Raw genomic sequence first — 23,462 nt, 5'->3', positions numbered from 1 at the left:
ATCCTGGCGCAGGCCGGGATCCAGCGGCGTATGTTCGTCAAGCCAGGCGACCGCCGCTGACGCGTTCGATGCCCGCCAGGTCGCGCCAGCTTTGCACCCCGGCAAAGCCGGCCGCCGACAGCAAGGCCCGCACCGCCGCAGCCTGATCGTAGCCATGCTCCATCAGCAGCCAGCCTCCCTGCTTCAGGTGGGCGCGCGCGCCGCCGACGATGATGCGCAGGTCGGACAAGCCGTCGGCATGGTCGGTCAGCGCATCCACAGGTTCGAAGCGCAGGTCGCCCTGCGACAGATGGACGTCGCCTTCGACGATGTAGGGCGGATTGGAAGCGATCACATCGAAGGCCGCGGCGTCGTCGAGCGCCTGGTACCAGTCGCTCAGCATGAACTCCACGCGCGCCCCGTTGGCCAGCGCATTGCCGCGCGCCACCTCCAGCGCCGCCGCGCTGGCGTCGAGCGCGGCCACCGCGGCGTCGGGCCTGCTGTGGGCCACGGCCACCGCGATGGCGCCCGAACCTGTGCCCATGTCCAGCAGGCGCCCGGCTTGCGGCAAGCGCCCGATAGCCAGTTCCACCAGCAGTTCGGTATCGGGGCGCGGGATCAATACGTCTGGCGTGACGCGAAAATCGAGCCCGAAGAACTCGCGCGCGCCGACGATGTAGGCGATCGGCTCGCCGCGCAGGCGGCGTTCGAACAGCGCCTGTAGCGCGTCGGCCTCGGCGAGCTCCAGCCGGCGCTCGGATTGCGTGATCAGCTGCACGCGCGTCAGGCGCAGCGCGTGGCTGACCAGTATGCGGTTCTCCAGCGCATCCAGCGGCGCCATCCTGAGTACCGTCGCCAGCGTGCAGCCGGCAAAGCTGGATGCGTGTTGCATGGGTGACGCGGCCTCAGGCGCGCTTGAAGACCTGGCGCAGCAGCATCAGGCCAAGCAGCGCAAACCAGATCAGCGACCAGGTCGGGATCTGCAGGCCAAGCACCGGCGGCCACGGCGCCGAGCAGAAGCCGTCGGCGGTGAACATCTGCGGCAGCAGCTTGGCGGTGGGCAACTGGTTGATCGCGGTTTCCAGCGGATCGGTGGTGCACGACACGCCCGGATGCGCCTTCACGTACAGGTGCCAGATCGCGGTGCCGGCGCCGCCCAGCGCAGCCAGCAGGCCCAGCGCCGCGCCGCCGCGGCGGGCCGGCGGCGGCATGAAATAGGCGATCAGCGAAAACGCCGCCACCAGCACGAACATGTAGCGCTGGATCACGCACAGCGGGCAAGGCTGCATTTCTTCGACGATCTGCAGGTACATGGCGAAGCCGAGCAGGGCGGCGCAGACCAGCGCCACCAGCAGGAAAACCGATTTGGATGATTTCATGTCTATTCGCTTTGGTTGAGTTGTGACCGGCTCTGGCACGCATGGCCATGACGGATTGTAGTGGAGAGCCCCGGTTGCCTGCACGCCGCCCCCTCAGGCGACTACTGCGATGCAAGCCTCTCAGAGCCGACTGGCCCGTTTTGGTTCCTGTCGCCGCTACGGTAGCGGCACCGTAGGCCGGGGCCTCAGTCGTCGCCCAATTCCGCCAGCAGCTCCGCCTGGCGCTCGGTGATGAGCGCGTTGGTCAATTCGTCGAGGTCGCCGTCCATGATGAAGTCCAGCTTGTACAGCGTCAGGTTGATGCGGTGGTCGGTCATGCGTCCCTGCGGGAAATTGTAGGTGCGGATGCGCTCGCTGCGATCGCCCGAGCCGATCAGCGACTTGCGGGTGGCGGCTTCCTTGGACTGCTGCTCGCGCAGCTGCACGTCCTTGATGCGCGCGGCCAGCACCTTCATCGCCTGGGCCTTGTTCTTGTGCTGGCTGCGGTCGTCCTGGCATTCCACCACGATGCCGGTGGGCAGGTGGGTGATGCGCACCGCCGAGTCGGTCTTGTTGATGTGCTGGCCGCCGGCGCCCGAGGCGCGATAAGTGTCGATGCGGATCTCGGACGGGTTGATCTCCACGTCCTCCACTTCATCGGCCTCCGGCATCACGGCCACGGTGCAGGCCGAGGTGTGGATGCGGCCCTGGGTCTCGGTAGCCGGCACGCGCTGCACGCGGTGGCCGCCGGACTCGAACTTCAGGCGCGAATAGGCGCCCGGTCCGGCGATGCGCGCAATTACCTCCTTGTAGCCGCCCAGCTCGGACTCGGACGACGAGACGATCTCCACCTGCCAGCGCTGGCGCTCGGCATAGCGGCTGTACATGCGCAGCAGGTCGCCGGCGAACAGCGCCGATTCGTCGCCGCCGGTGCCGGCGCGGATTTCCAGGAAGATGTTGCGCTCGTCGTTGGGATCCCTGGGCAGCAGCATCTTCTGCAGATCGCCTTCCAGCGCCTCCATGCGGGCCCGGGCGCCGTTGATCTCTTCCTGCGCGAACTCCTTCATGTCGGGATCGGCCAGCAGATCCTGGGCGGTCTTGATGTCCCGGCCGGCCTGCGCGTAGTCCAGATATAGCGCCACCAGCGGGCCCAGCTCGGCGTGCTCGCGGGTCATCTTGCGGAAGTTGTCCATGTTGGCCGTGGCGTCTTCCTGGGCCAGCAGGCTGTTGAGCTCTTCCAGCCGTTCGGCAAGCTGGTCGAGTTTGGCGAGCATCGATGGTTTCATGGCGTGGTGCGATAACAAAGGTGTGGTGCGGCGGGCCGGCGCTCCGGGGGGAGGCGGCAAGGCTGGCCTGCGCGCGCGGCGCGGGCCCGGGAGGGGGAACGCTAACGCTTGGTGCGGAACAGTTGCGGCAGGATCGAGACCAGCTGGCTGCGCTGTTCGCCCTGGGCATGGTGCAGGGCCTGTTGCGGGCCGTGCAGGAACTTGGCGGTGATGCCCTTGGAGAGCGCCTCGAGCACGGCCTCGACATCCTCGCCCTTGGCCAGCATGCGGCGCGCGCGTTCCAGCTCGACCAGGCGCAGCGCCTCGCCGGTCTCATGCAGGTCCTGGATCAGCGGCACCATGGCGCGGCTGTCGATCCAGTGCATGAAGGACTGCACGCGGTTCTCGATGATGGCTTCGGCCTGCGCCACCGCGGCCTGGCGGTTTTCGACGCCGCTTTGCACCACCGAGGCCAGGTCGTCCACGGTGTAGAGGAAGACGTCGTCCAGGCGGCCGACTTCGGCTTCGATGTCGCGCGGCACGGCCAGGTCGACCATGAAGATGGGTTTGTGGCGGCGCGCCTTCACCGCGCGCTCGACCAGGCCCAGGCCGATGATGGGCAGCGACGACGCGGTGCAGGACACCACGATGTCGAAACGCGAGAGCTGCTCCGGCAGGTCGGCCAGGCGGATCGCGTTGCCGTTGAAGCGGTGCGCCAGCGTCTCGCCGCGCTCCATGGTGCGGTTGGCCACCGTCAGGCTCTTGGGGTTTTGCGCCGCGAAATGCGTGGCGCACAGCTCGATCATTTCGCCGGCGCCGATGAACAGCACGTTCTGGCCCGAGACGGAATCGAAGATGCGCTGCGACAGGCGCACCGCAGCCGCCGCCATCGACACGCTGTGCGCGCCGATCTCGGTGGTGGTGCGCACTTCCTTGGCCACCGCGAAGGTGCGCTGGAACAACTGGTGCAGATAGGTGCCCAGGCCGCCGGCGGCATCCGCCTGGCGCACCGCATCCTTCATCTGGCCCAGGATCTGCGGCTCGCCCAGCACCATCGAGTCCAGCCCGGAGGCGACGCGGAAGGCGTGGCGCACGGCATTGTCCTGCGGCAGCGCGTAGAGGAAGGGACGCAGGTCGGTGTAGGGAATCTTGTGGTATTCGGCCAGGAACTGGGCGGTGCGGTCGATGGCGAAGTCCACGCCGTCACGGCCTGCCGCCGCCGCGGCATACAGCTCGGTGCGGTTGCAGGTGGAGAGGATGGCGGCTTCGCCGGCCGAGACGATCCTGTCGTTGCCGCCGAACCACGAGCGCGCCGCCGCCACCGCCTGACCGATCTGGTCAGCGGGGAACGCCACTTTCTCGCGCAGCGAAACCGGCGCGGTGGTATGGTTGAGTCCGACGGCGAGCAAATGCATGAAATTCGCGGCAGCAAGGGCCGATGAGCTGGAACAGGGCGATACGGGAAATGCGCGGCCAAAAGCAGGCCGTTTTCGAGGCTCTATTATACCCGCTGCACAATAAGGGGTTTGCCGCTATGGTGATAGTCGATATTCATCCCTGATATGGATCAGTTTTCGCCGGCGCCGGCATCGGAATACAACAACTTTCCGCGGGGAAATCATTCGGCCTGCGCCGGTTTGCCCTCCGCGCCGACCAGCTCCAGCTGGTAGCCGTAGCCATACACGGTGGCCAGCCGGTAGCCGAAGCCCGGCTGCAGGCCGAGCTTGGTGCGCACGCGCGAAACGTGGGTGTCGATGGTGCGGGTCGGCAGCTCGGGCTCGGCGCCCCAGATGCGCTCCTGCAGGAAGGCGCGCGACAGCGGCCGGCCCAGGTTCTGCAGCAGCAGCAGGGCCAGCTCGGCCTCCTTCTGCGTGAGCGCGGCGTCGAGTCCCGGGCGCCGCGGGCTGGAAACCCGCAGGCGATCGAGGTCGAACAGGAAACCGCCGGCCTCGACCACGCGCGCCGCGGCAGCCTGGGGATCTGCCGCGTGCAGCAGCAGCTCCAGGCGCAGCGCCAGCTCGTTGCGGCGGATGGGCTTGAGCAGGTAGTCGTCCGCAACCGCGCGCAGCGTGCGCAGCAACGCCTTCTGGCCGGCCGCCGCCAGCAGCAGCACGGCGGGCGCCGGCGCGGCCTGCATGCGCAGCGCGCGCAGGCCCGCTTCGGCTTGCGCCGCCAGGGTTTCCAGCCCGTCCAGGTCCACCACCAGCAGTCCGACGCCATCCTCGCGCGCCGCCTGCAGCCCTTCGGCGCCGGCGTAGATCGCGCAGTCGCGGCCGGCCGGCAGCTGGCGCAGCAAGGCCGCGCAGTCGGCGGAGGAGGTGAGGATCCCGGTCTTCATCGCATCAGGGCATCAGGAAAATCAAGCCAGGGCGCAAGCGCGGCACATGGAAAAAAGGGCAGCCGCGCTGCCCTTTTTGCCTTCCATGCGCGCACGCAGGCTCAGGTCGGCGCCGAATCGGCGGCGTCGGGCAGCACCACGTTCACGTCCAGCACCTCCAGGTTGCCCTGGCGGTCCAGCGAGATCTTGATGTCGTCGGCATTGACCTTGGTGTACTTGGAGATCACCTCGATCAGCTCCTTGTGCAGCGCCGGCAGGAAGTCCGGGCCCTGGCGGCCGTTGGAGCGTTCGCGCGCGATGATGATCTGCAGCCGTTCCTTTGCTGCAACCGCGCTCTTGGGCTTGGTCGGGAACAGGAATGAAAGCAGGGACATGTCACTTACCTCCGAAAATGCGCTGCAGGAAGCCCGGCTTTTCGTAGTTGGTGAAGCGCAGCTCGACGTTCTCGCCAAGGAAGCGCGACACCACGTCCTGGTAGGCCTCGGCCACGTCGCTGTCCTTCATGTGGATGGCCGGGCTGCCCTGGTTGGACGCCGCCAGCACCGATTCCGATTCGGGGATAATGCCAATCAGGGGGATGCGCAGGATTTCCTGCACGTCGGTGTACGACAGCATCTCGCCGCCTTCCACGCGCTTGGGCGCGTAGCGGGTGATCAGCAGGTGTTCCTTGACCGGTTCGCCGCCGGCCGAGGCGCGGCGCGACTTGGCCTGGATGATGCCGAGGATGCGGTCGGAGTCGCGCACCGAGGAGACTTCCGGGTTGGTCACCACGATCGCCTCGTCGGCGAAGGTCAGCGCCATCACCGCGCCATGCTCGATGCCGGCCGGCGAGTCGCAGATGATGTATTCGAAGTCCATCTTGGCCAGGTCTTCCAGCACGCGCTCCACGCCTTCCTCGGACAGGGCGTCCTTGTCGCGGGTCTGCGAGGCCGGCAGGATGAACAGGTTCTCGCAGTGCTTGTCCTTGATCAGGGCCTGGTTCAGCGTGGCTTCCTTGTTGATCACGTTGATCAGGTCATAGACCACGCGGCGTTCGCAGCCCATGATCAGGTCCAGGTTGCGCAGGCCGACGTCGAAGTCGATCACGGCCGTCTTGTGGCCGCGCATCGCCAGGCCCGATGCGAAACTGGCGCTCGACGTCGTTTTGCCGACGCCGCCCTTACCTGAAGTCACAACGATGATTTTTGCCACAAAAAACTCCTTAAGAAGAACAGATGCGCCGGGTGGTCCCGGCAGGATTCAAATTGTCGTTGCCGGCGCGCGGCCGGGTGTTGCGGTGATGTCGCAGCCGTCGGCCTACCCGGCCTGCATCTGCAGCACGTCGATGCGTTCGCCGTTGAGGCGCACCTGGACCTGCCGGCCGGTGGTCTCCGGCGCATGGCCGTTCTCGAAGGTCCGATAGACCCCGGCGATGGACACCAGTTCCGCCTCCAGCGACGCGGTGAAGATGCGCGCCTCGGTGTTGCCCGAGGCGCCGGCCAGCGCGCGCCCGCGCAACGGCGCGTAGACGTGGATGCTGCCGTCGGCGATGATCTCGGCGCCGTTGTTGACCGCCGCCAGGATCACCAGGTCGGCGCCGCGCGCGTAGATGCGCTGGCCGGCGCGCACCGGCGTGTCGACGATCATGGTGCGGGCCGCGGGAGCGGCCGCTGGCGCCGCGGCCGGAGCCGCTTGCGGCGGCGCGGCGGGCGCGGGTTCGGGTTGCGGTTGCGGTTGCGGTTGCGGCGGCGTGGCGGCGGCGACCGAGGCCATCATCGCGTTTTCCTGCGCGCGGGCATTGGACGGGCCGCCGGTGGCCGCGCCGCTGTCGATGGCCAGGCCCTGCGCCACGATGCCGGCATGCAAGGCCTCCGGCGCATTGCGCACGGCCACCGTGTTCAGGCGGAAGCGCTTGAACAGCGCCACCAGCGCGGTCCAGTCGATGCCGGCGGCGGCTTCGCCTTCCAGCGCGCCGATGTCCAGCACCGCAAACTCGTCCTCGAAGAAGTCGGATACGCCGCCGGTCATGTCCTTCAGGGCCTGTTCCAGCGCGGCCGGGTCGGTTTCATGCAGGATTGCCGAGATGGCAACGACGGTGGATATCTTGATGTCGATCGGTTTGCGGGCTTTTTGCATAAATCGTCAGGTCGGGTCGGCGGAAAGCCAGGCCAAGCGCCGCTTCCCGCAATTGTTGGCTGTGCATTATACAGGCAGGATGGCGCTGCGATAGCGGCCGATCGCAGGTTTTGGGCGGCTTTCGGCCGGCCCATGAAAAATGGCAGGGAACGCCCCGCGGCGCACCCTGCCATCCTTTGCATGCCGGCTTGCGGTCGGCCGCGGTCAGACCCGGGTCATCAGCCAGGCACCTTGCCGTCCACGCCTTCGACGTAGAACTTGATGCCGTGCAGGAAGCCGTCATCAGCCACGGCGTCCTTGCCCAGCACTTCCTTGCCGGCGTTGTCCTTGATCGGACCCTTCCAGATCGGGGCGCTGCCGTCGACGATGGCCTTCTTGCGCTCTTCCACCAGCGACTTGACGTCGGCCGGCAGCTCAGGATTGAAGGCGGCCAGGTCGATGCCGTTGTCCTTCAGGCCGATCCAGCTGGTGCTGCTCTTCCAGGAACCGTCCAGCACCGCCTGCACGCGCGCGGTGTAGTACACGCCCCAGTTGATCATCGACGCGGCCAGGTGGGCCTTAGGGCCGAAGCTGGTCATGTCGCTGTCCCAGCCGAAGGCGTACACGCCTTTTTCCTGCGCGGTCTGCACCACGGCGGCCGAGTCGGTGTTCTGCATCAGCACGTCCACGCCCTGGCCGATCAGGGTGGTGGCGGCTTCGCGTTCCTTGCCCGGGTCGAACCACTTGTTGACCCAGACCACCGCGGTGGTCGCCTTGGGGTTGACCGAACGCGCGCCCAGGGTGAAGGAGTCGATGTTGCGGATCACTTCGGGGATCGGCACCGAGGCCACCACGCCCAGCTTGCCCGACTTGCTCATCTTGCCCGCGACCACGCCGGCCAGGTAGGCGCCCTCATAGGTGCGCACGTCGTACTGCGCCAGGTTGTCGGCGGTCTTGAAGCCGGTGGCGTGCTCGAACTTCACGTCCGGGAATTCCTTGGCGACCTTGAGCATGGCCTCCATGTAGCCGAAGGTGGTGCCGAAGATCAGCTTGTTGCCGTCGGTGGCCAGCTGGCGGAACACGCGCTCGGCATCGGCGGCGGACTCGGGGATGTTCTCCACGAAGGTGGTCTTGACCTTGTCGCCGAACTTCTCTTCCACCGCCTTGCGGCCCTTATCGTGGGCGAAGGTCCAGCCGGCGTCGCCGACCGGGCCGATGTAGACGAAGGCAACCTTCAGCGGGTCGGCGGCGGGCGCGGCGGCAGCCGGAGCAGCTGCGGGCGCGGCCGGCGCGGGGTCTTCCTTCTTGCCGCAACCGATCAGGGTTGCCGCGGCCAGGGTGGCGAGCATCGTGAGCGACGCCCTGCGCGAAATCTTCATTGTGGTTCTCCCTCTGGGTCAGTGGTTAAGTACGTGTTGCTGCAACAAAAAAACTTAGTGCGCTCCGGGGCGGAACGGCTTGCCCAGCGATGCCGGCATGTTCAGCCGGATCCAGTCCGGATTGCGCGAGATCAGCGCCAGCACCACGATGGTGGCCAGGTAAGGCGCCATCGACAGAATCTGTGAGGGGATGGTCACGCCCATGCCTTGCAAATAGAACTGGGCGATGGTGACGCCGCCGAACAGCAGCGAGCCCAGCAGCACCCGCGCCGGGCGCCAGGTGGCGAAGGCGGTCAGCGCCAGCGCGATCCAGCCGCGGCCGGCTACCAGGCCCTCCACCCACATCGGCGTGTAGACCAGCGACATGTAGGCGCCGGCCAGGCCGCAGCAGCCGCCGCCGAACAGCAGCGCGGCCAGGCGGATGCCGCGCACCGAATAGCCCAGCGCATGCGCCGACTCCGGCGACTCGCCCACCGCGCGCAACACCAGGCCGGCGCGCGTGCGGTACAGAAACCACATGCTGGCCAGGCACAGCGCGAAGGCGGCGTAGCTCATCCAGTGCTGGCGGAACAGCGCCGGGCCGATGAAGGGGATGTCGCCCAGCAGCGGCACCGCATTGGCCTGCGCCGGCAGCGCCAGGCCGACGAAGCGCTGGCCGACGAAGGCCGACAGGCCGGCGCCGAAGATCGCCAGCGCCAGCCCGGTGGCGACCTGGTTGGTCGCCAGTTGCAGCGCCAGCCAGGCGAACAGCGCGGCCATCAGCATGCCGCATACGGCGCCGGCGGCGAATCCCAGCAGCGGGCTCTTGGTGGCGTAGCCGACCGCGAAGCCGGCGATGGCCGAGACCAGCATCATGCCTTCGGCGCCCAGGTTAAGCACGCCCGAGCGTTCGTTGATCAGCAGGCCGATGGCCGCCAGCAGCAACGGCGTGCCGGCGTTGATCGAGGCTGCGATGAGGGGAGCGAGTTGTTCCATGGCCGTTCCTTAAGCTTTCTTCTTCCACGCCAGGCGGTAATCGATCAGGGTGTCGCAGGCCAGCAGCAGGAACAGCAGCATGCCCTGGAACACGCCGGTGATCGCCGAGGGCAGGCCCAGGCGCGATTGCGCCAGTTCGCCGCCGAGATAGAGCAGCGACATGACCAGGCCGCCAAATACCGCGCCGACCGGATGCAAGCGGCCGATGAAGGCGACGATGATGGCGGCGAAGCCGTAGCCCGGCGACACCGAGGGCAGCAGCTGCCCGATCGGTCCCGTGATCTCGAAGGCGCCCGCGAGGCCCGCGAAGGCGCCGGAAATGAGCAGCGACACCCACAGCGCCGAGCGCGCCGAGAAGCCGGCATAGCGCGCCGCGTGCGGCGCCACGCCGCCCACCGTCAGCGAGAAGCCGCGCAGGCTGCGCATCATGAACACCGCCATCAGCGCCGCGGCCACGATGGCCACCGCGAAGCCGATATGCAGGCGCGTGCCCGGGATCAGCATCGGCAGCATGAACTCGCCCGAGAATACCTTCGACTGCGGGAAGTTCATGCCGTTGGGATCCTTCAGCGGGCTGTTGACCGCCCACATCAGCAGCAGCTGCGCCACGTAGGTCAGCATCAGCGACACCAGGATCTCGTTGGCGTTGAAGCGGTCGCGCAGGAAGGCCGTGATGCCGGCCCAGGCGGCGCCGCCCACGACGCCGGCGACGATCGTCAGCAGCAGGCCCATGCCGCCGGAAATCGCATGGCCGGGCACGTCCAGCCAGACCAGCATGGCCCCCGAGCACAGCGCGCCGACGGTGAACTGGCCTTCGGCGCCGATGTTCCAGATGCTGGCGCGGAAGCACACCGCCAGGCCCAGCGCGCACAGGATCAGCGGGACCGATTTGAGCAGCAGCTCGCTGATGGCGCGCTTGCCGTTGAACGGATCGACCAGGAACACTTTCAGCCCGGCCAAGGGATCCTTGCCCAGCGCCAGGAACAGCAGGGCGCCCAGCACCAGCGTAAGGACGATGGCGATGACCGGCGACCAATACGTCATGGCGCGCGAGGGCGCGCCGCGCAATTCGAGGCGCAAGGGGAGCGACATCAGCTTAGACATGGCCGGCCTCCGTCGCATCGTTCGCGTCCGCATCCCACAAGCCGCTCATCCACACCCCGACCTGCTCGCGCGTGGCCTGCTCGATCGGGATCGACGGCGACAGGCGGCCCTTGGCGATCACATGCAGGCGGTCGCACAGCGCGAACAGCTCATCCAGTTCTTCCGAGATCACCAGCACCGCGCAGCCTTCCTGTTTCAGTTTCAGTATTTCGCCGTGGATCTGGGCGGCGGCGCCCACGTCCACGCCCCAGGTCGGCTGGGCCACCACGAACACCGCAGGCTTGCGTTCCATCTCGCGGCCGACGATGAATTTCTGCAGGTTGCCGCCCGACAGGCTCTTGGCCGGCGCATCCGGCCCGGCCGCCTTGACCTTGAAGCGCTCGATGATGGAGGCGGCGGCGCGGCGGGTGAAGCCGAAATCGATCATGCCACGCTTCACATAGGGCGTCTTCTGGTGCGACAGCAGCATGTTGGCCGTGAGCGAAAGCGTGGGCACGGCGCCGCGTCCCAGCCGTTCTTCCGGCACCAGCCCCAGGCCGGCCGCGCGGCGCGGGTTGGGCGAGAGGTGGCCGACCGGGCTGCCGCCCAGGATCACCATGTTGGGCGCCGCGCGCTGGTCCTCGCCCGACAACGCCGCCAGCAGTTCCTGCTGGCCGTTGCCGGAGACGCCGGCGATGCCGACGATCTCGCCGGCGCGCACCTCGCACTCGATGTCCTTCAGTTCGGTGGCAAACAGGTGGGCCTTGGGCAACGACAGGCGGTTGACGTGCAGCTTGCGCTCGTTGCGCTGGGATTCGGGATTGCGTTCGCGCGTCAGGCGCACCAGTTCGTCGCCGATCATCATGCGCGAAAGGCCGGCGCTGGTCTCGGCGCGCGGATCGCAATTGCCGGTCACGCGGCCGCCGCGCATCACGGTGGCGCTGTGGCACAGCGCGCGGATCTCGTCGAGCTTGTGGCTGATATAGAGGATGCTGCAGCCTTCGTCGGCCAGGCGGCGCAGGGTGACGAAGAGTTTTTCCACCGCCTGCGGCGTCAACACCGAGGTCGGCTCGTCCAGGATCAGCAACTGCGGATTGGTCAGCAGCGCGCGCACGATCTCCACGCGCTGGCGCTCGCCTACCGACAGCGTATGCACATGGCGGTGCGGCTCCAGCTCCAGGCCGTACCTGTCGCCGGTTTCGGTGATGCGCTGGGCCAGCTCCTTGAGATCGGTAGACGCATCCAGGCCCAGCGCGATGTTCTCGGTGACGGTCAGCGTGTCGAACAGCGAAAAATGCTGGAACACCATGGCGATGCCGAGCCGGCGCGCCACCTGCGGATTGGCGATCTGCACCGCCTCGCCGTTCCAGCGGATCTCGCCGGCGTCGGGCTTGACCGCGCCGAAGATGATTTTCATCAGGGTCGACTTGCCGGCGCCGTTCTCCCCGAGCACGGCATGGATCTCGCCGGGCGCTACCGCCAGGCTGACGTCGTCATTGGCCAGCACGCCGGGATAGGCCTTGCGCACATGGCTGATTTCTAGGCGGAGTGGAACTGCGCTCACGTGATTTTCCTGTCGTTCGTTGTCAGCGGCGCGAGGGCCGCGGAGCGCCCGTTCCGGGCGGGCGCGTCACACGCGCGTCATCATAGACAAATTGGGCCGTCCCGCCTACCGATTTCCGCCTGCGGCCCTGTCGGCAGCGGGGTTTGGGCCGGATTTCGTGGCGCCGCCGCCGCGCCGGCTCATTTGCCCCGGTGCGCCCAGCCGGTGGTGCGCCGCTCGATGATGGCGAACAGCTCGTACATGGCCATGGCCATGGCCCCGATCACCACCAGGCCGGCGAAGGCCAGCGGCATCTTCATCGAGGAGCCGGCCGACACCAGCAGGTAGCCGATGCCCTCGTTGGAGGCGTTCATCTCGGACACGGTGGAGCCGACGAAGGCCAGCGTGATGGCGACCTTGAGCGAGGCGAAGAAGTAGGGCATGGAGCGCGGCAGGCCCACCTTGAGCAGGATGTCCAGGCGGCGCGCGCCCAGCACCCGCAGCACGTCCTCCAGTTCGGGCTCCAGCGTGGCCAGGCCGGTGGCGATGTTGACCATGATCGGGAAGAAGGAGATCAGGAACGCCGTCAGGATGGCCGGGCCGGCGCCGATGCCGAACCACACCACCAGCACCGGCACGAAAGCCGCCTTGGGCAGCGCATTGAACGCCGTCATCAGCGGATAGGCGGCGGCATACAGCATCGGCGAGGAGCCGATCAAAAAGCCCAGCGTCACGCCGACCGCCACCGCGATGGCGAAGCCCACCATGGTGACCCAGAAGGTGGAGAGCGCGTGATGCGCGATCGGGCCCGAGAATTCCACCATCGCCTGGATGATCGACATCGGGCTGGGGAAGATGAAGTCGGAGACCTGCCACACGCTGCAGATGAACTGCCAGACGCCGAGGATCAGCAGCAGCAGGAACCATGGCGCCAGCGTGGTGGCGGCCTTGTTGAGTTGGCCTTTGAACGGGTTTTTCATGTCGTGTCTGCCGGTCAGGTGTTGCGCACGTGGCCGATGTGCTCGCGCAGCTCGTGCACCAGGGCGTTGAAGGCGTCGGTGTAGGTGGTGTCCAGCTCGCAGGGGCGCGGCAGCGGGTTTTCGCGGCGCACCACGATGCGCCCCGGGCGCTTGCTCATCACATAGATGGTGTCGGCCAGGAAGGCGGCCTCGCGCAGGTCGTGCGTCACCAGGATGACATTGAACTTGCGCTCGGCCCACAGATCGCGCAGCACGCACCACAGCTCTTCGCGGGTGAAGGCGTCGAGCGCGCCGAAGGGCTCGTCCAGCAGCAGCATCTTGGGTTCGTGGATCAGCGCGCGGCAGATCGAGGCGCGCTGCTGCATGCCGCCCGACAGCTGCCAGGGAAACTTGTCGGCATAGCCGTCCAGGCCCACCGTCTTGAGCAGCTTCAAGGCGCGCTCGGCGTACTCGGCCTTCCTTTGCTTGAAGTCGCGGCGATACGGTTCGACGATCTCCAGCGGCAGCAGCACGTTCTCCAGCGTGGTGCGCCAGGGCAGCAGCGTGGGCGCCTGGAAGGCCATGCCGACGAACTTCAGCGGGCCGGTCACCGGCTGGCCGTCGATGACCACGCTGCCGCGGTTGGGCTGCTTGAGGCCGGTGGCCAGCTTCATGAAGGTCGATTTCCCGCAGCCCGAAGGGCCGACGATGGCGATGAATTCGCCGGCGCGGGTCTGCAGGTCGATGTCTTCCACCGCGAACTCGGCGGCGCCGTCATAGGCCAGGTAGACGTGGCGGAAATCGACGAAGGTGTCGCTCATGGTTGTCGCTCTTCTGCGTTGCTGCTGTTGATCCGCGCGGCGGGCCACGGGCGCCGCCGCGCGGGATGGGTCACTTGGGGAACACGTCCAGCTCGGCCCGGGACGGCAGGAAGGCGCCGTTCCAGATCTTGTCGGCGTTGACGCGGGTCTTGGTGCCGTAGGCGTCGGAGACCTGCGAGGCCATCAGCGTCATGCGCGGCGCGAAGACCTGGCCGTAGCCTTCGGACTTGGCGTGCGGCGTCGCAATCGCGCTGGCGATGGCCAGCTTCAGGCGGCGCAGCTCCAGCTTCTCGTCGATCAGGCCGTCGCGTTCCTTGAGCACCTTGATGGCGGCCTCGGGATTGGCCATGACGTCGCGGGAGGCCTTGGCGAAGGCGCGCAGGAAGCCCTTGATGGCCTCAGGCTTCTGCCTGATCATGGCGTCCGAGGCGATGATGGCGTTGCCGTACAGCCGCACGCCGTAGTCCGGGAACATCATCACGTCGATGTCTTCGTCCTTGATGCCGCGCGCGTTCAGGTTCAGCAGCGAGGTGAAGTAGAAGCCGGTGATGGCGTCCACGTCGCCGCGCGCCAGCATGGTTTCGCGCAGCGGCGGATCCATGCTGGTCCACTGCGCCTTCGACGCATCCAGGCCGTTGGCCTTGGCGAAGATCGGATAGGCGCGGCGCCCGGCGTCGAACACCGGCGCGCCCAGTTTCTTGCCGGCCAGGTCGGCCGGCTTCCTGATGCCCGATTTCTTCAGCGAGAACACCGCGGCCGGCGTGTCGTTGTAGACCATCATCACGGCCACCGGCTTGGAGGGCGCGTCGGGATTGTTGGCGGCGAACTCCATGAGCGCGGCCATGTCGGCGAAGCCCATGTCATAGGTGCCGGAGGCCACGCGGTTGACGGCATTGCCCGAACCGTTGCCGGCGTCGATGGCGACGTCCAGTTTTTCCTGGGCGAAGTAACCCTTGGACTTGGCCACCAGGAACAGCGCGGACGGGCCTTCGAAGCGCCAGTCCAGCTGGAATTTGATCTTGGTCTCTTGTGCGAACGAGGACGATGCCGATACCAGGCCGAGCAGCAGCGCCGCCGAGCAGCCGAGGAAACGGAATGAACGCATGGGGAAATCTCCCGAAAGGCGATTGAAAAAAGATGGTGGAAACCGCAATGCGCGCGACGCCGGCCAGGCCGACGCTCCTGCAAGAGGAGCGATTCGCGCGCATTCCGGTGTTGCGGTTTCCACCGAAGCACAGGCTCAAGACGCGGCTGGCCGGCCCAGAAGGAGTCGCCGGTTCACCGTACTGCATTTGCTGCTATTGCCGGGAAGCGCCGCGCGTCCATGAATGCCGCGCGGGCTTCCCATCGGGCGCATCCGTCGCCGGGGCGCCCGATGCTGCGCGCGCATCAGAAGCGATGGCGCATGCCCAGGCCGAACGAGACTCCGGTGTTCTTGTTGGAGATCTTGTCGTTCATGACGATCGCGTACAGGTCGGTGCGCTTGGACATGAAGTAGTCGTAGCCGACCGAGGTGGTGTTGCGCGCGACGTCGCCGCCGGCCAGCAGGTCGCCGGTGCGCTTGGTGCGGGCGAACCCGGCCAGGATGGAGCCGTTGCCCACCGGCGCCGACAGGCCCACGCTGTACACCTTGTCCTTGGCTTGCGGATTGCCGGCGGTGGTGTCCTTGCTGGTCTGGAAGGTGCCGTAGAGCTTGACCACCTTGAAGTCATAGGTGGCGCCGGCCATCCAGGTCTTCTGGCGGGTGATCGAGGAGAAGGGCGCGGTGGCGTCGATGATGGCGGCGCCCGAATTGGGGTTGCTGGCCTGGGCATCGAAGTACAGGCCGGTCAGGGCCAGGCCGCCGTTGAAGTACAGCGCGTTCACGCCGATGTTCTTCTTGCCGGTCTGGCCGGCGACTTCACCCAGCTGGTAGTGCAGGTTGGCCTGCAGGCCGCCGAACTTGGGCGTGGTGTAGATGATTTCGTTGCTCCAGCCGCTGTCGGCCGCGTTGGCCTGGGTCCAGGTGCGCGCGCCGAAGTTGCCCGAAGGCGTGTAGACATGCAGCACCAGCGGCGAGAACGTGAAGGAGTCGCCGAACGGGTTGAACAGCACGGTCGGCAGGAAGCTCGGGGCCAGGCCGCGGCCCAGCATCACGCGGCCGTAGCTGCCGGCCAGGGCGATGTTGGCGTCGCGCGAGAACAGGTTGTCGCCCGAGAAGCGGCCGGTGGCGCCGGTGTCGGTCTGGAAGAAAGAGGTCAGGTTGAATTCGGCCTTCAGGCCGCCGCCCAGGTCTTCCGTGCCCTTGAAGCCGATCCAAGAGGTGGTCAGGCCGCCGGAGCCGACCGATGCCTTGCTGCCGGTGTCGCCGCTGTTCTTCATGCTGCCGGCGAAGGCGTCGACCAGGCCGCTCACGGTGACGGACGATTGCGCCATCGCGCTGCCCGCCACGAGGCAGGATGCCAATGCCAATGCCAAACGAGTTTTCTTCATTACGCTCCCCTGTTTCAAAAAAGACGCCGGACGGAATTGCCCGGCCTGTTCACATCTCCACCGCAGCGTCGGACGGTGTTGCCGCTCTCCCGTCGCGTCCGTCGCTACCGATTCAGAACCGACGTTTAGCAGGTATCGTGCCAATGCGATCGCCAATGCCGGCGCGACTTGCGGCGGCATTCCCGCGCGGGATGTAAAGATGCCCGGCCGGCGCGGCCGCCGGGGCGCGGCATGCGGCACGCCGCAGGCGCGCGCGTGCCGCCGATCGGCAAACGCGGGCGGGTACGGTCGCCAACGGGAGATCATTTTGTCGACAATGATTTAATCCATTTGCAACAACTTGGTGCTTAGGTCGCACCGAATTTGACGCGCTGCACTAAAAACGAAGGCTGCCGTATCCGGCCGCGGGCGCGGTCGTGCGCCGAACAGCCGCGCCAATGCTGGGTGTTGGAATATGCGCGTAGCGAACTGTCGGTTATCAGCGTTGGCAGATATTGTTGACAGGACTTTGGGATATTGTGGCCAATCGCTTGTAAAAACGATCCGGATGACGTAACCGCGCGGCGCGGCAGGCATGGCATCCGCACCCGGCACCATTTATGCTAGAACCGTCGGCGAGGCGCGACCGGCTGCGTCAACCAACAACAAAGAGGAAACGACTCGATCATGGAAGCCTATATTCTCGACTGGCTCAATCTGCTGCTGCGCTGGGTGCACGTCATCACGGCGATCGCGTGGATCGGTTCTTCCTTCTATTTCGTCTGGCTGGACAACAGCCTGGTCCAGCCCACCGACCCCGAGCTCAGGGAGAAGGGCGTGGGCGGGGAGCTGTGGGCGGTGCACGGCGGCGGCTTCTACAATCCGCAGAAATACCTGCTGGCGCCCAAGCAGCTGCCCGAGCACCTGCACTGGTTCTACTGGGAGTCGTACAGCACCTGGCTCTCGGGCTTCGCGCTGTTCTCGCTGCTGTACCTGTTCAACGCCAACGTGTTCCTGGTCGACCGCAACGTGTTCGACATGTCGGCCTCGATGGCCGGCGGCACCGCGATCGCCTTCCTGGTCTTCAACTGGCTGATCTACGACGCCATCTGCAGTCACATGGGCGACCGGCCCAATGCCGACCGCCTGGTCAACATCCTGGTCGGGCTGCAGGTGGTGGTGTCGGTGTGGGCGGCCTGCCACCTGTTCTCGGGACGCGCGGCCTTCCTGATCAGCGGCGCCTCGCTGGCCACCATCATGAGCGCCAACGTGCTGGTGTGGATCATTCCCGGCCAGCGCAAGATGGTGGCGTCGATGCGCGCCGGCCAGGCGCCCGATCCCATCCACGGCAAGCGCGGCAAGCAGCGCAGCGTGCACAACACCTATTTCACGCTGCCGGTGCTGTTCGCGATGCTGTCCAATCACTACAGCATGACCTACAGCGCGCCGCACAACTGGGTGGTGCTGCTGATGATCATGGCCGCCGGCGCGCTGGTGCGGCAGTTCTTCGTGCTGCGCCACAAGGGCGTGACCAACTGGTGGTATCCGGGTGTGGCGATCGTCTTGCTGCTGGCGGTGGCGATCGGCTTGAGCCCGATGATGCGGGCCAAGCCGGCGCCGGCGGCATTGCATCATCCCTCGCAGCCGCAACCCGAGGCCGCCGCCGTCGACGGGCCCGCGCCCGCCGCTGCGGCGGCCGGCGGATTTGTCCGGGTGCAGCAGGTGATCGAGGCGCGCTGCATCCAGTGCCATTCGGCCAAGCCGACGCTGATGCCGGTGCCGGGCAAGGGCGTGCTGCTGGACAGCAAGGACAATATTGCCCTGCATGCGCAGCAGATCTACCAGCAGGCGGTGGTGCAGAAGTCCATGCCTCTGGGGAACATGACCAACATCACCGATGAGGAGCGGGCGATCATCGGCAAGTGGTTTGAGGCGGGGGCGGATGCCAATTGAGTGGCGGGATTGAGCCGCTGTTGCCGGGCCGTTCAAGGCCGTCGATGCGCGATGAAAGCCGCTGGGTTCCTGCTTTCGCGGGAGCGACAATTCGCCTGAGTATCTTGAACGCGTACTCGCCTGCGGCATCGATTCCTTGGCTCGCTATCTCAATTAATACGTCGTCCCCGCGAAGGCGGGGATCCAGCGCCGTTCGTTGCGCTCCTTGGACTCCGTTCGGGCTGAGTAGCCGCTTTGGCGGCGTATCGAAGTCAGCGTGGGTGCCGTCGTTGTTGTTTGGGTAGTCAGGTCTTGCTGCATGCAGATGTACCGGCTTTAGGCTTATCTTTCTCCGGTCGAGAGGGAGCGCCGGGAGCGGCCCGGCAGCCGCTCACTTTCTTTGGTCCGCCAAAGAAAGTAAGCAAAGAAAACGGCCCCTAAGTGCCAGCCCCTTCGGGGTGCCCGCCGGTGCGACGCAAAAAGTGGGGTCGTCAGAGTCGCTGCGCTCCGACTGACGCCCTGATCCACTTTTTGCGCCGCTCCGACGGCTGGCCCACAAGGGGAAAGCGTGTCCGGCTCGCCTGCGGCCTCGCGCTGTCTCTTACTCGCCTGCGGCTTGGTCTTGCTTGTTGCTCGTTGGCGGTTCCCTTGGGCGACTCACTATCTCATTTAATCCGTCGTCCCCGCGAAAGCGGGGATCCAGCGACTTTCGTTGCGCTCCTTGGACTCCGTTCGGGCTGAGTAGCCGCTTTGGCGGCGTATCGAAGTCAGCGTGGGTGCCGTCGTTGTTGTTTGGGTAGTCTGCTCTTGCTGCGTGCAGATGTACCGGCTTTAGTCTTGTCTTTCTCCGGTCGGAAGGGCGCGCCGGGGGCGGCCCGGCAGCCGCTCACTTTCTTTGGCCCGCCAACGAAAGTAAGCAAAGAAACCGGCCCCTAAGTGCCAGCCCCTTCGGGGTGCCCGTCGGAGCGGCGCAAAAAGTGGGGTCGTCAGAGTCGCTGCGCTCCGACTGACGCCCTGATCCACTTTTTGCGCCGCTCCGACGGCTGGCCCACAAGGGGAAAGCGTGTCAGGCTCGCCTGCGGCCTCGCGCTGTCTCTTACTCGCCTGCGGCATCGATTCCTTGGCTCGCTATCTCAATTAATCCGTCGTCCCCGCGAAGGCGGGGATCCAGTGCCGTTCAATGGCGGTCGAGGCATGACGAACGCCACTGGGTTCCTGCTTTCGCAGGAACAACAAGCAGGAGGGGATTCCATTCGCGGGTTGTACAAGTTCTCTCCTCCGTCATCCCCGCGAAGGCGGGGATCCAGCGTCGTTCGCTGCGCCTCAGCAGACTCCGTTCGGACTGAGTAGCCGCTTTGGCGGCGTAGCGAAGTCGGCGTGGATGCGGTCGTTGTTTGAGTAGTCTGGTCTTGCTGCCTGCAGATGTACCGGCTTTAGTCTTGTCTTTCTCCGGTCGAGACGGAGCGCCGGGGGCGGCCCGGCAGCCGCTTACTTTCTTTGGCCCGCCAAAGAAAGTAAGCAAAGAAACCGGCCCCTAAGCGCCAGCCCCTTCGGGGTACCCGTCGGAGCGGCGCAAAAAGTGGGGGCGTCAGAGTCGCTGCGCTCCGACTGACGGCCTGATCCACTTTTTGCGCCGATCAGACGGCTGGCCCACAAGGGGAAAGCGTGTCCGGCTCGCCTGCGGCATCGCGCTGTCTCCGACTCGCCTGCGGCATCGATTCCTTGGCTCGCTATCTCAATTAATCCGTCGTCCCCGCGAAAGCGGGGACCCAGTGTCGTTCGGCGCGCATCTCCCGACCCGATAAAAAACGCCGGCGCAGGCCGGCGTTTTTTATCTCGGGGCCATTCAGCCCGCCCGATACGGATGCACCTTCTTCCAATGCTCCGCGATGTCGATGCGCCGGCAGATCCACACCCGTTCGTGCGACTGCACGTAGTCGAGGAAGCGCTGCAGGGCGCGGAAGCGGCCGGGGCGTCCGAGCAGGCGGCAGTGCATGCCGATCGACAGCATCTTGGGTGACTCCTCGCCTTCCTCGTACAGCACGTCGAAGCTGTCCTTCAGGTACTGGTAGAAGTGCTCGGCGGTGTTGAAGCCCTGCGGCGTGGCGAAGCGCATGTCGTTGGTGTCCAGGGTATAGGGCACCACCAGGTGCGGCGAGCTTGCGCCGTCGCCGCCTTGCACTTCGGTCCAGAACGGCAGGTCGTCGCCGTAGTAGTCGGAGTCGTAGGCGAAGCCGCCGTGTTCCACCACCAGGCGTCGCGTGTTGGGCGAGTCGCGGCCGGTGTACCAGCCCAGCGGGGCGCTGCCGGTCAACTCGCGGAAGATCTGCACCGCCTGGCGCATGTGCTCGCGCTCGGTCTCGATGTCCATGCCCTGGTAGTGGATCCAGCGCAGGCCGTGGCAGGCGATCTCATGGCCCAGCTCGAGGAAGGCCCGGGTTACGTCCGGCGAGCGCTGCATGGCCATGGCCACGCCGAATACGGTGAGCGGCAGGCCGCGCTTCTCGAACTCGCGCAGGATGCGCCAGACGCCTGCGCGCGAGCCGTATTCGTAGATGGATTCCATCGACATGTGACGCGCCGGATAGGCCGCCGCGCCGACGATCTCGGAGAGGAACTGCTCCGAGGCCGGGTCGCCGTGCAGCACGCAGTTCTCGCCGCCTTCCTCGTAGTTCAGGACGAATTGCAGCGCCACGCGCGCCTGGCCGGGCCATTGCGCGTGCGGCGGGTTGCGGCCGTAGCCGGCGAGGTCGCGGGGGTAATCTTGTTGCGAAGACATGGTCAGGTGTTCGGATGCAAATGAGTGAAAGGAAAACTTGCCGCTTCAGCGCCTGCGGGCCAGCGCCAGGTAGCTCAGCAGGCCCAGCGCGGCGCCGATGAACCATGAGAAGTTGGCCGCCGCGCGCAGCTGCGGCAGCATCACGCAGGCTACGCTGATTACCGCGCCGATGCCCATGGCCGCCACCGCCGCGCGGTTGACGCCGCCCTGGTACCAGTAGGCGCCGTCGCGCCGCATCGAGTACAGGTCGCCCAAGACCACCTGGCGTTTCTTCACCAGGTAGTAATCGGCCACCAGTATGCCGTAAAGCGGGCCCATGCAGCCGCCCAGCACGTCCAGCGTGTAGTGGATCACTTCCGGGCTGTTGAACAGGTTCCAGGGCGTGATGAAGATCGAGGCGGTGGTGGCGATCAGGCCGCCGACGCGCCAGCTGATGCGGCTGGGGGCGATGTTGGAGAAGTCGAACGCGGCCGAGACGAAGTTGGCGACGATGTTGATGCCTACCGTGGCCACCAGGAAGGTCAGCGCGCCCAGCACCACGGCGGTAGTGTTGTCGATGCGCGCCACGGTTTCCACCGGGTCGGTCAGCAGCTCGCCGAACAGCGGGATGGTGGCCGAGGTGGTGATCACCGTGACGATGGAGAAGGCCAGGAAGTTGACCGGCAGGCCCCAGAAGTTGCCGCGCTTGACGTCGGAGAAGCTGTGGCAATAGCGCGAGAAGTCGCCGAAGTTGAGCATCGGCCCGGCGAAGTAGGAGACCACCAGCGAGATCGCCGTGATCATCACCGACACCGCGGCCCAGCCGCTGTACTTGATCTCGCCCAGGTTCAGGCCGACGTTCTGCCAGCCGGCCTTCCACACCATCCATCCCGCCAGCGCGAACATGACGACGTAGACTGCCGGCCCGGCGAAGTCGATGAATTTCTTGATGGTCTCCATGCCGTTCCAGAACACCACCGCCTGCAGCAGCCACAGCACCAGGAAGGCGGCCCAGCCGACCGTGGAGAGGCCGGCGAAGCCATGCACGTGGACGTCGGCCCAGGGCGCCAGCGCAGGGAAGAACTTCAGCACCACCACCACGAAGGCGGCCGAGGCCAGGTAGGTCTGCACGCCGTACCAGGCCACCGCGATGATGCCGCGGATCATGGCCGGCAGGTTGGCGCCCAGCACGCCGAAGGAGAGCCGGCTCATCACCGGATAGGGTACGCCGTGCGCCTGGCTCGGGCGCGCCACCAGGTTGCACAGGAAGTAGACGATGGTGATGCCGGCCAGCAGCGAGATCAGCACCTGCCAGCTGGTCAGGCCGAGCGCGAACAGGCTGCCTGCGAACACGTAGCCGCCCACGCTGTGCACGTCGGACATCCAGAAGGCGAAGATGTTGTAGGCGCCCCAGGTCTGCTGCTTCAAGGGCGCGAGGTCTGCATTGGTCAGGCGCGCGTCGTCGGCGCCGGACAGGTAGCCGCTGTCTGCGGGGGATGAGTGAATGGTCATTGCCGGTCTCCGTCCAGAGGGATGATGGATGAAACGAACCGCCCGGCGCAGGTGCGCCGGGAGCGGTTCAGCGGATCCTTCCTGCATGCTCTGCGGCATGTATTGGGTCGCACGGTCCGCTGCTTGCAGCGGGCCGCGCGCGGTGGCTTGATGTCCTTTATCGCAGGGCCGCCTACAGCCCCTTGCCGAGCACGGCACGCAGATCGAACTGGTCGTCCGCATCCGGCCGCACCCGGTCTTCGCACAAATGCAAGTGGTGTGCCATATGTTCCTGGGCGGCCTCGACGTCGCCGCTTTCCAGCGCTTCCAGCACCGTCTCGTGCTCGTCGAAGGAGCAGGCGTTGTGGCCCGGTGCCTCGGTCTTGGCGATCATCAACGTGGTGCGCGAGACCAGCTTGCGCAGCGTCTCCACCAGCAGCGCGTTGCCGGTCAGCTCGGCCAGCGCCAGGTGGAACTGCGCCGACAGCCGGATCCAGCGGGGCCGGTCGCCGATCAGGTAGGACTCGCGCTCTTCCTCCACCATGCGCCGCAGGCCTGCGATCTGGCGCGTGCCGGCTTCGCGGCCGACCTTCTCCAGCACCGCGTGTTCCAGGATATTGCGCAGTTCGAACATGTCGCGCACCTCGGCATGCGAGGGACTGGCGATGAAGGCGCCGCGGTTGGCTTCGAGGTCGACCATGCCCTCCGAGGCCAGGCGCGAGAGCACCTTGCGCACGGTGTGGCGCGCCGTGTCGTAGATCTGGCACAGCGTCTGTTCGGTCAGCTTGGTGCGCGGCGGCAGGCGGTGTTCCATGATGGCGTCATAGATGTCCTGGTACATGCGCTCCTCGACGGCAACCGCGCTTTCATGCGGCCGCTCGCGCGACGCGGCGCGTGCGGGGGAGGCGGCCGCCGCGCGGCCGGGTTTGCTGGTTTTGTTCATGACGCTCATGCTCTCGATGAAAATCCCGTTCACATCGCCGGCGACCCCGGAGGCTGGCCTGGCGGAAGATTGTCGACAATGGAAGGCAGGATG

Annotated in this window: 20 protein-coding genes; 1 reads left to right on the top strand and 19 read right to left on the bottom strand. The window is 66.3% G+C overall.

The window, feature by feature from the left end; all coding sequences use genetic code 11:
* Positions 1–37 precede the first annotated feature (37 nt).
* The 16 genes from prmC to Herbaro_RS19340 all read right to left on the bottom strand — a co-directional run bounded on the left by prmC (position 38) and on the right by Herbaro_RS19340 (position 16,266).
* A complete protein-coding gene (gene prmC, locus Herbaro_RS19415) occupies positions 38–871 on the bottom strand; it encodes a peptide chain release factor N(5)-glutamine methyltransferase (protein ID WP_275011245.1) in 834 nt (277 codons plus the stop codon).
* A gap of 13 nt (positions 872–884) precedes the next feature.
* Positions 885–1,358 (bottom strand): disulfide bond formation protein B, encoded by a 474-nt coding sequence (locus Herbaro_RS19410; protein ID WP_275011244.1) that lies wholly within the window; start codon positions 1,356–1,358, stop codon positions 885–887.
* Positions 1,359–1,543: 185 nt separating this feature from the next.
* Positions 1,544–2,623, bottom strand: a complete 1,080-nt coding sequence (gene prfA / locus Herbaro_RS19405) for a peptide chain release factor 1 (RefSeq protein WP_275011243.1) — start codon at positions 2,621–2,623, stop codon at positions 1,544–1,546.
* A 101-nt stretch (positions 2,624–2,724) separates the two neighbouring features.
* On the bottom strand, positions 2,725–4,017 hold the full coding sequence (gene hemA, locus Herbaro_RS19400; RefSeq protein WP_275011242.1) for a glutamyl-tRNA reductase: 1,293 nt from the start codon (positions 4,015–4,017) through the stop codon (positions 2,725–2,727).
* 203 nt (positions 4,018–4,220) lie between these two features.
* Positions 4,221–4,940 carry a winged helix-turn-helix domain-containing protein gene (locus Herbaro_RS19395; RefSeq protein ID WP_275011241.1) on the bottom strand — a complete coding sequence of 240 codons (720 nt, stop codon included), beginning with the start codon at positions 4,938–4,940 and terminating at the stop codon, positions 4,221–4,223.
* Between the two features lie 101 nt (positions 4,941–5,041).
* A complete protein-coding gene (minE, locus tag Herbaro_RS19390; RefSeq protein WP_275011240.1) occupies positions 5,042–5,314 on the bottom strand; it encodes a cell division topological specificity factor MinE in 273 nt (90 codons plus the stop codon).
* 1 nt (position 5,315) lies between these two features.
* Positions 5,316–6,131, bottom strand: a complete 816-nt coding sequence (minD, locus tag Herbaro_RS19385; RefSeq protein WP_275011239.1) for a septum site-determining protein MinD — start codon at positions 6,129–6,131, stop codon at positions 5,316–5,318.
* A 105-nt stretch (positions 6,132–6,236) separates the two neighbouring features.
* Complete coding sequence (minC, locus tag Herbaro_RS19380; protein ID WP_275011238.1) at positions 6,237–7,055, bottom strand: septum site-determining protein MinC; 819 nt, start codon at positions 7,053–7,055, stop codon at positions 6,237–6,239.
* A 218-nt stretch (positions 7,056–7,273) separates the two neighbouring features.
* Positions 7,274–8,413: a BMP family ABC transporter substrate-binding protein gene (locus tag Herbaro_RS19375; protein ID WP_275011237.1), complete on the bottom strand. Its 1,140-nt coding sequence runs from the start codon at positions 8,411–8,413 to the stop codon at positions 7,274–7,276.
* A gap of 54 nt (positions 8,414–8,467) precedes the next feature.
* Positions 8,468–9,388: an ABC transporter permease gene (locus Herbaro_RS19370; protein ID WP_275011236.1), complete on the bottom strand. Its 921-nt coding sequence runs from the start codon at positions 9,386–9,388 to the stop codon at positions 8,468–8,470.
* 9 nt (positions 9,389–9,397) lie between these two features.
* Positions 9,398–10,492, bottom strand: coding sequence for an ABC transporter permease (locus tag Herbaro_RS19365; RefSeq protein ID WP_275011235.1), 1,095 nt, complete (start codon positions 10,490–10,492; stop codon positions 9,398–9,400).
* Positions 10,485–12,035, bottom strand: coding sequence for an ABC transporter ATP-binding protein (locus tag Herbaro_RS19360; protein WP_275011234.1), 1,551 nt, complete (start codon positions 12,033–12,035; stop codon positions 10,485–10,487). The genes Herbaro_RS19365 and Herbaro_RS19360 overlap by 8 nt, the downstream gene beginning before the upstream one ends.
* Positions 12,036–12,214: 179 nt before the next feature.
* Complete coding sequence (locus Herbaro_RS19355; protein ID WP_275011233.1) at positions 12,215–12,994, bottom strand: ABC transporter permease; 780 nt, start codon at positions 12,992–12,994, stop codon at positions 12,215–12,217.
* Positions 12,995–13,008: 14 nt separating this feature from the next.
* The gene (locus Herbaro_RS19350) at positions 13,009–13,794 is read right to left on the bottom strand and encodes an ABC transporter ATP-binding protein (RefSeq protein ID WP_275011232.1); all 786 of its coding nucleotides are present in this window, start codon (positions 13,792–13,794) and stop codon (positions 13,009–13,011) included.
* 70 nt (positions 13,795–13,864) lie between these two features.
* Entirely contained in the window at positions 13,865–14,899 is a 1,035-nt protein-coding gene (locus Herbaro_RS19345; RefSeq protein WP_275011231.1) for an ABC transporter substrate-binding protein, read from the bottom strand.
* A gap of 284 nt (positions 14,900–15,183) precedes the next feature.
* Positions 15,184–16,266 carry a porin gene (locus Herbaro_RS19340; RefSeq protein WP_275011230.1) on the bottom strand — a complete coding sequence of 361 codons (1,083 nt, stop codon included), beginning with the start codon at positions 16,264–16,266 and terminating at the stop codon, positions 15,184–15,186.
* Between the two features lie 666 nt (positions 16,267–16,932).
* Here Herbaro_RS19340 and Herbaro_RS19335 point away from each other — a divergent pair.
* Positions 16,933–18,198 carry a urate hydroxylase PuuD gene (locus Herbaro_RS19335; protein ID WP_275011229.1) on the top strand — a complete coding sequence of 422 codons (1,266 nt, stop codon included), beginning with the start codon at positions 16,933–16,935 and terminating at the stop codon, positions 18,196–18,198.
* 1,825 nt (positions 18,199–20,023) lie between these two features.
* Here Herbaro_RS19335 and puuE read toward each other — a convergent pair.
* The 3 genes from puuE to Herbaro_RS19320 form a co-directional block, all read right to left on the bottom strand.
* Positions 20,024–20,956: an allantoinase PuuE gene (gene puuE, locus Herbaro_RS19330; RefSeq protein WP_275011228.1), complete on the bottom strand. Its 933-nt coding sequence runs from the start codon at positions 20,954–20,956 to the stop codon at positions 20,024–20,026.
* A 45-nt stretch (positions 20,957–21,001) separates the two neighbouring features.
* The gene (locus Herbaro_RS19325; protein ID WP_275011227.1) at positions 21,002–22,447 is read right to left on the bottom strand and encodes an NCS1 family nucleobase:cation symporter-1; all 1,446 of its coding nucleotides are present in this window, start codon (positions 22,445–22,447) and stop codon (positions 21,002–21,004) included.
* Between the two features lie 172 nt (positions 22,448–22,619).
* Entirely contained in the window at positions 22,620–23,369 is a 750-nt protein-coding gene (locus tag Herbaro_RS19320) for a GntR family transcriptional regulator (protein ID WP_275011226.1), read from the bottom strand.
* Positions 23,370–23,462 lie beyond the last annotated feature (93 nt).

It is taken from the genome of Herbaspirillum sp. WKF16, assembly GCF_028993615.1.
In the GTDB taxonomy this organism is placed as follows: Bacteria; Pseudomonadota; Gammaproteobacteria; order Burkholderiales; family Burkholderiaceae_D; genus Herbaspirillum.
This window is presented reverse-complemented; position numbering and strand designations above follow the sequence as displayed.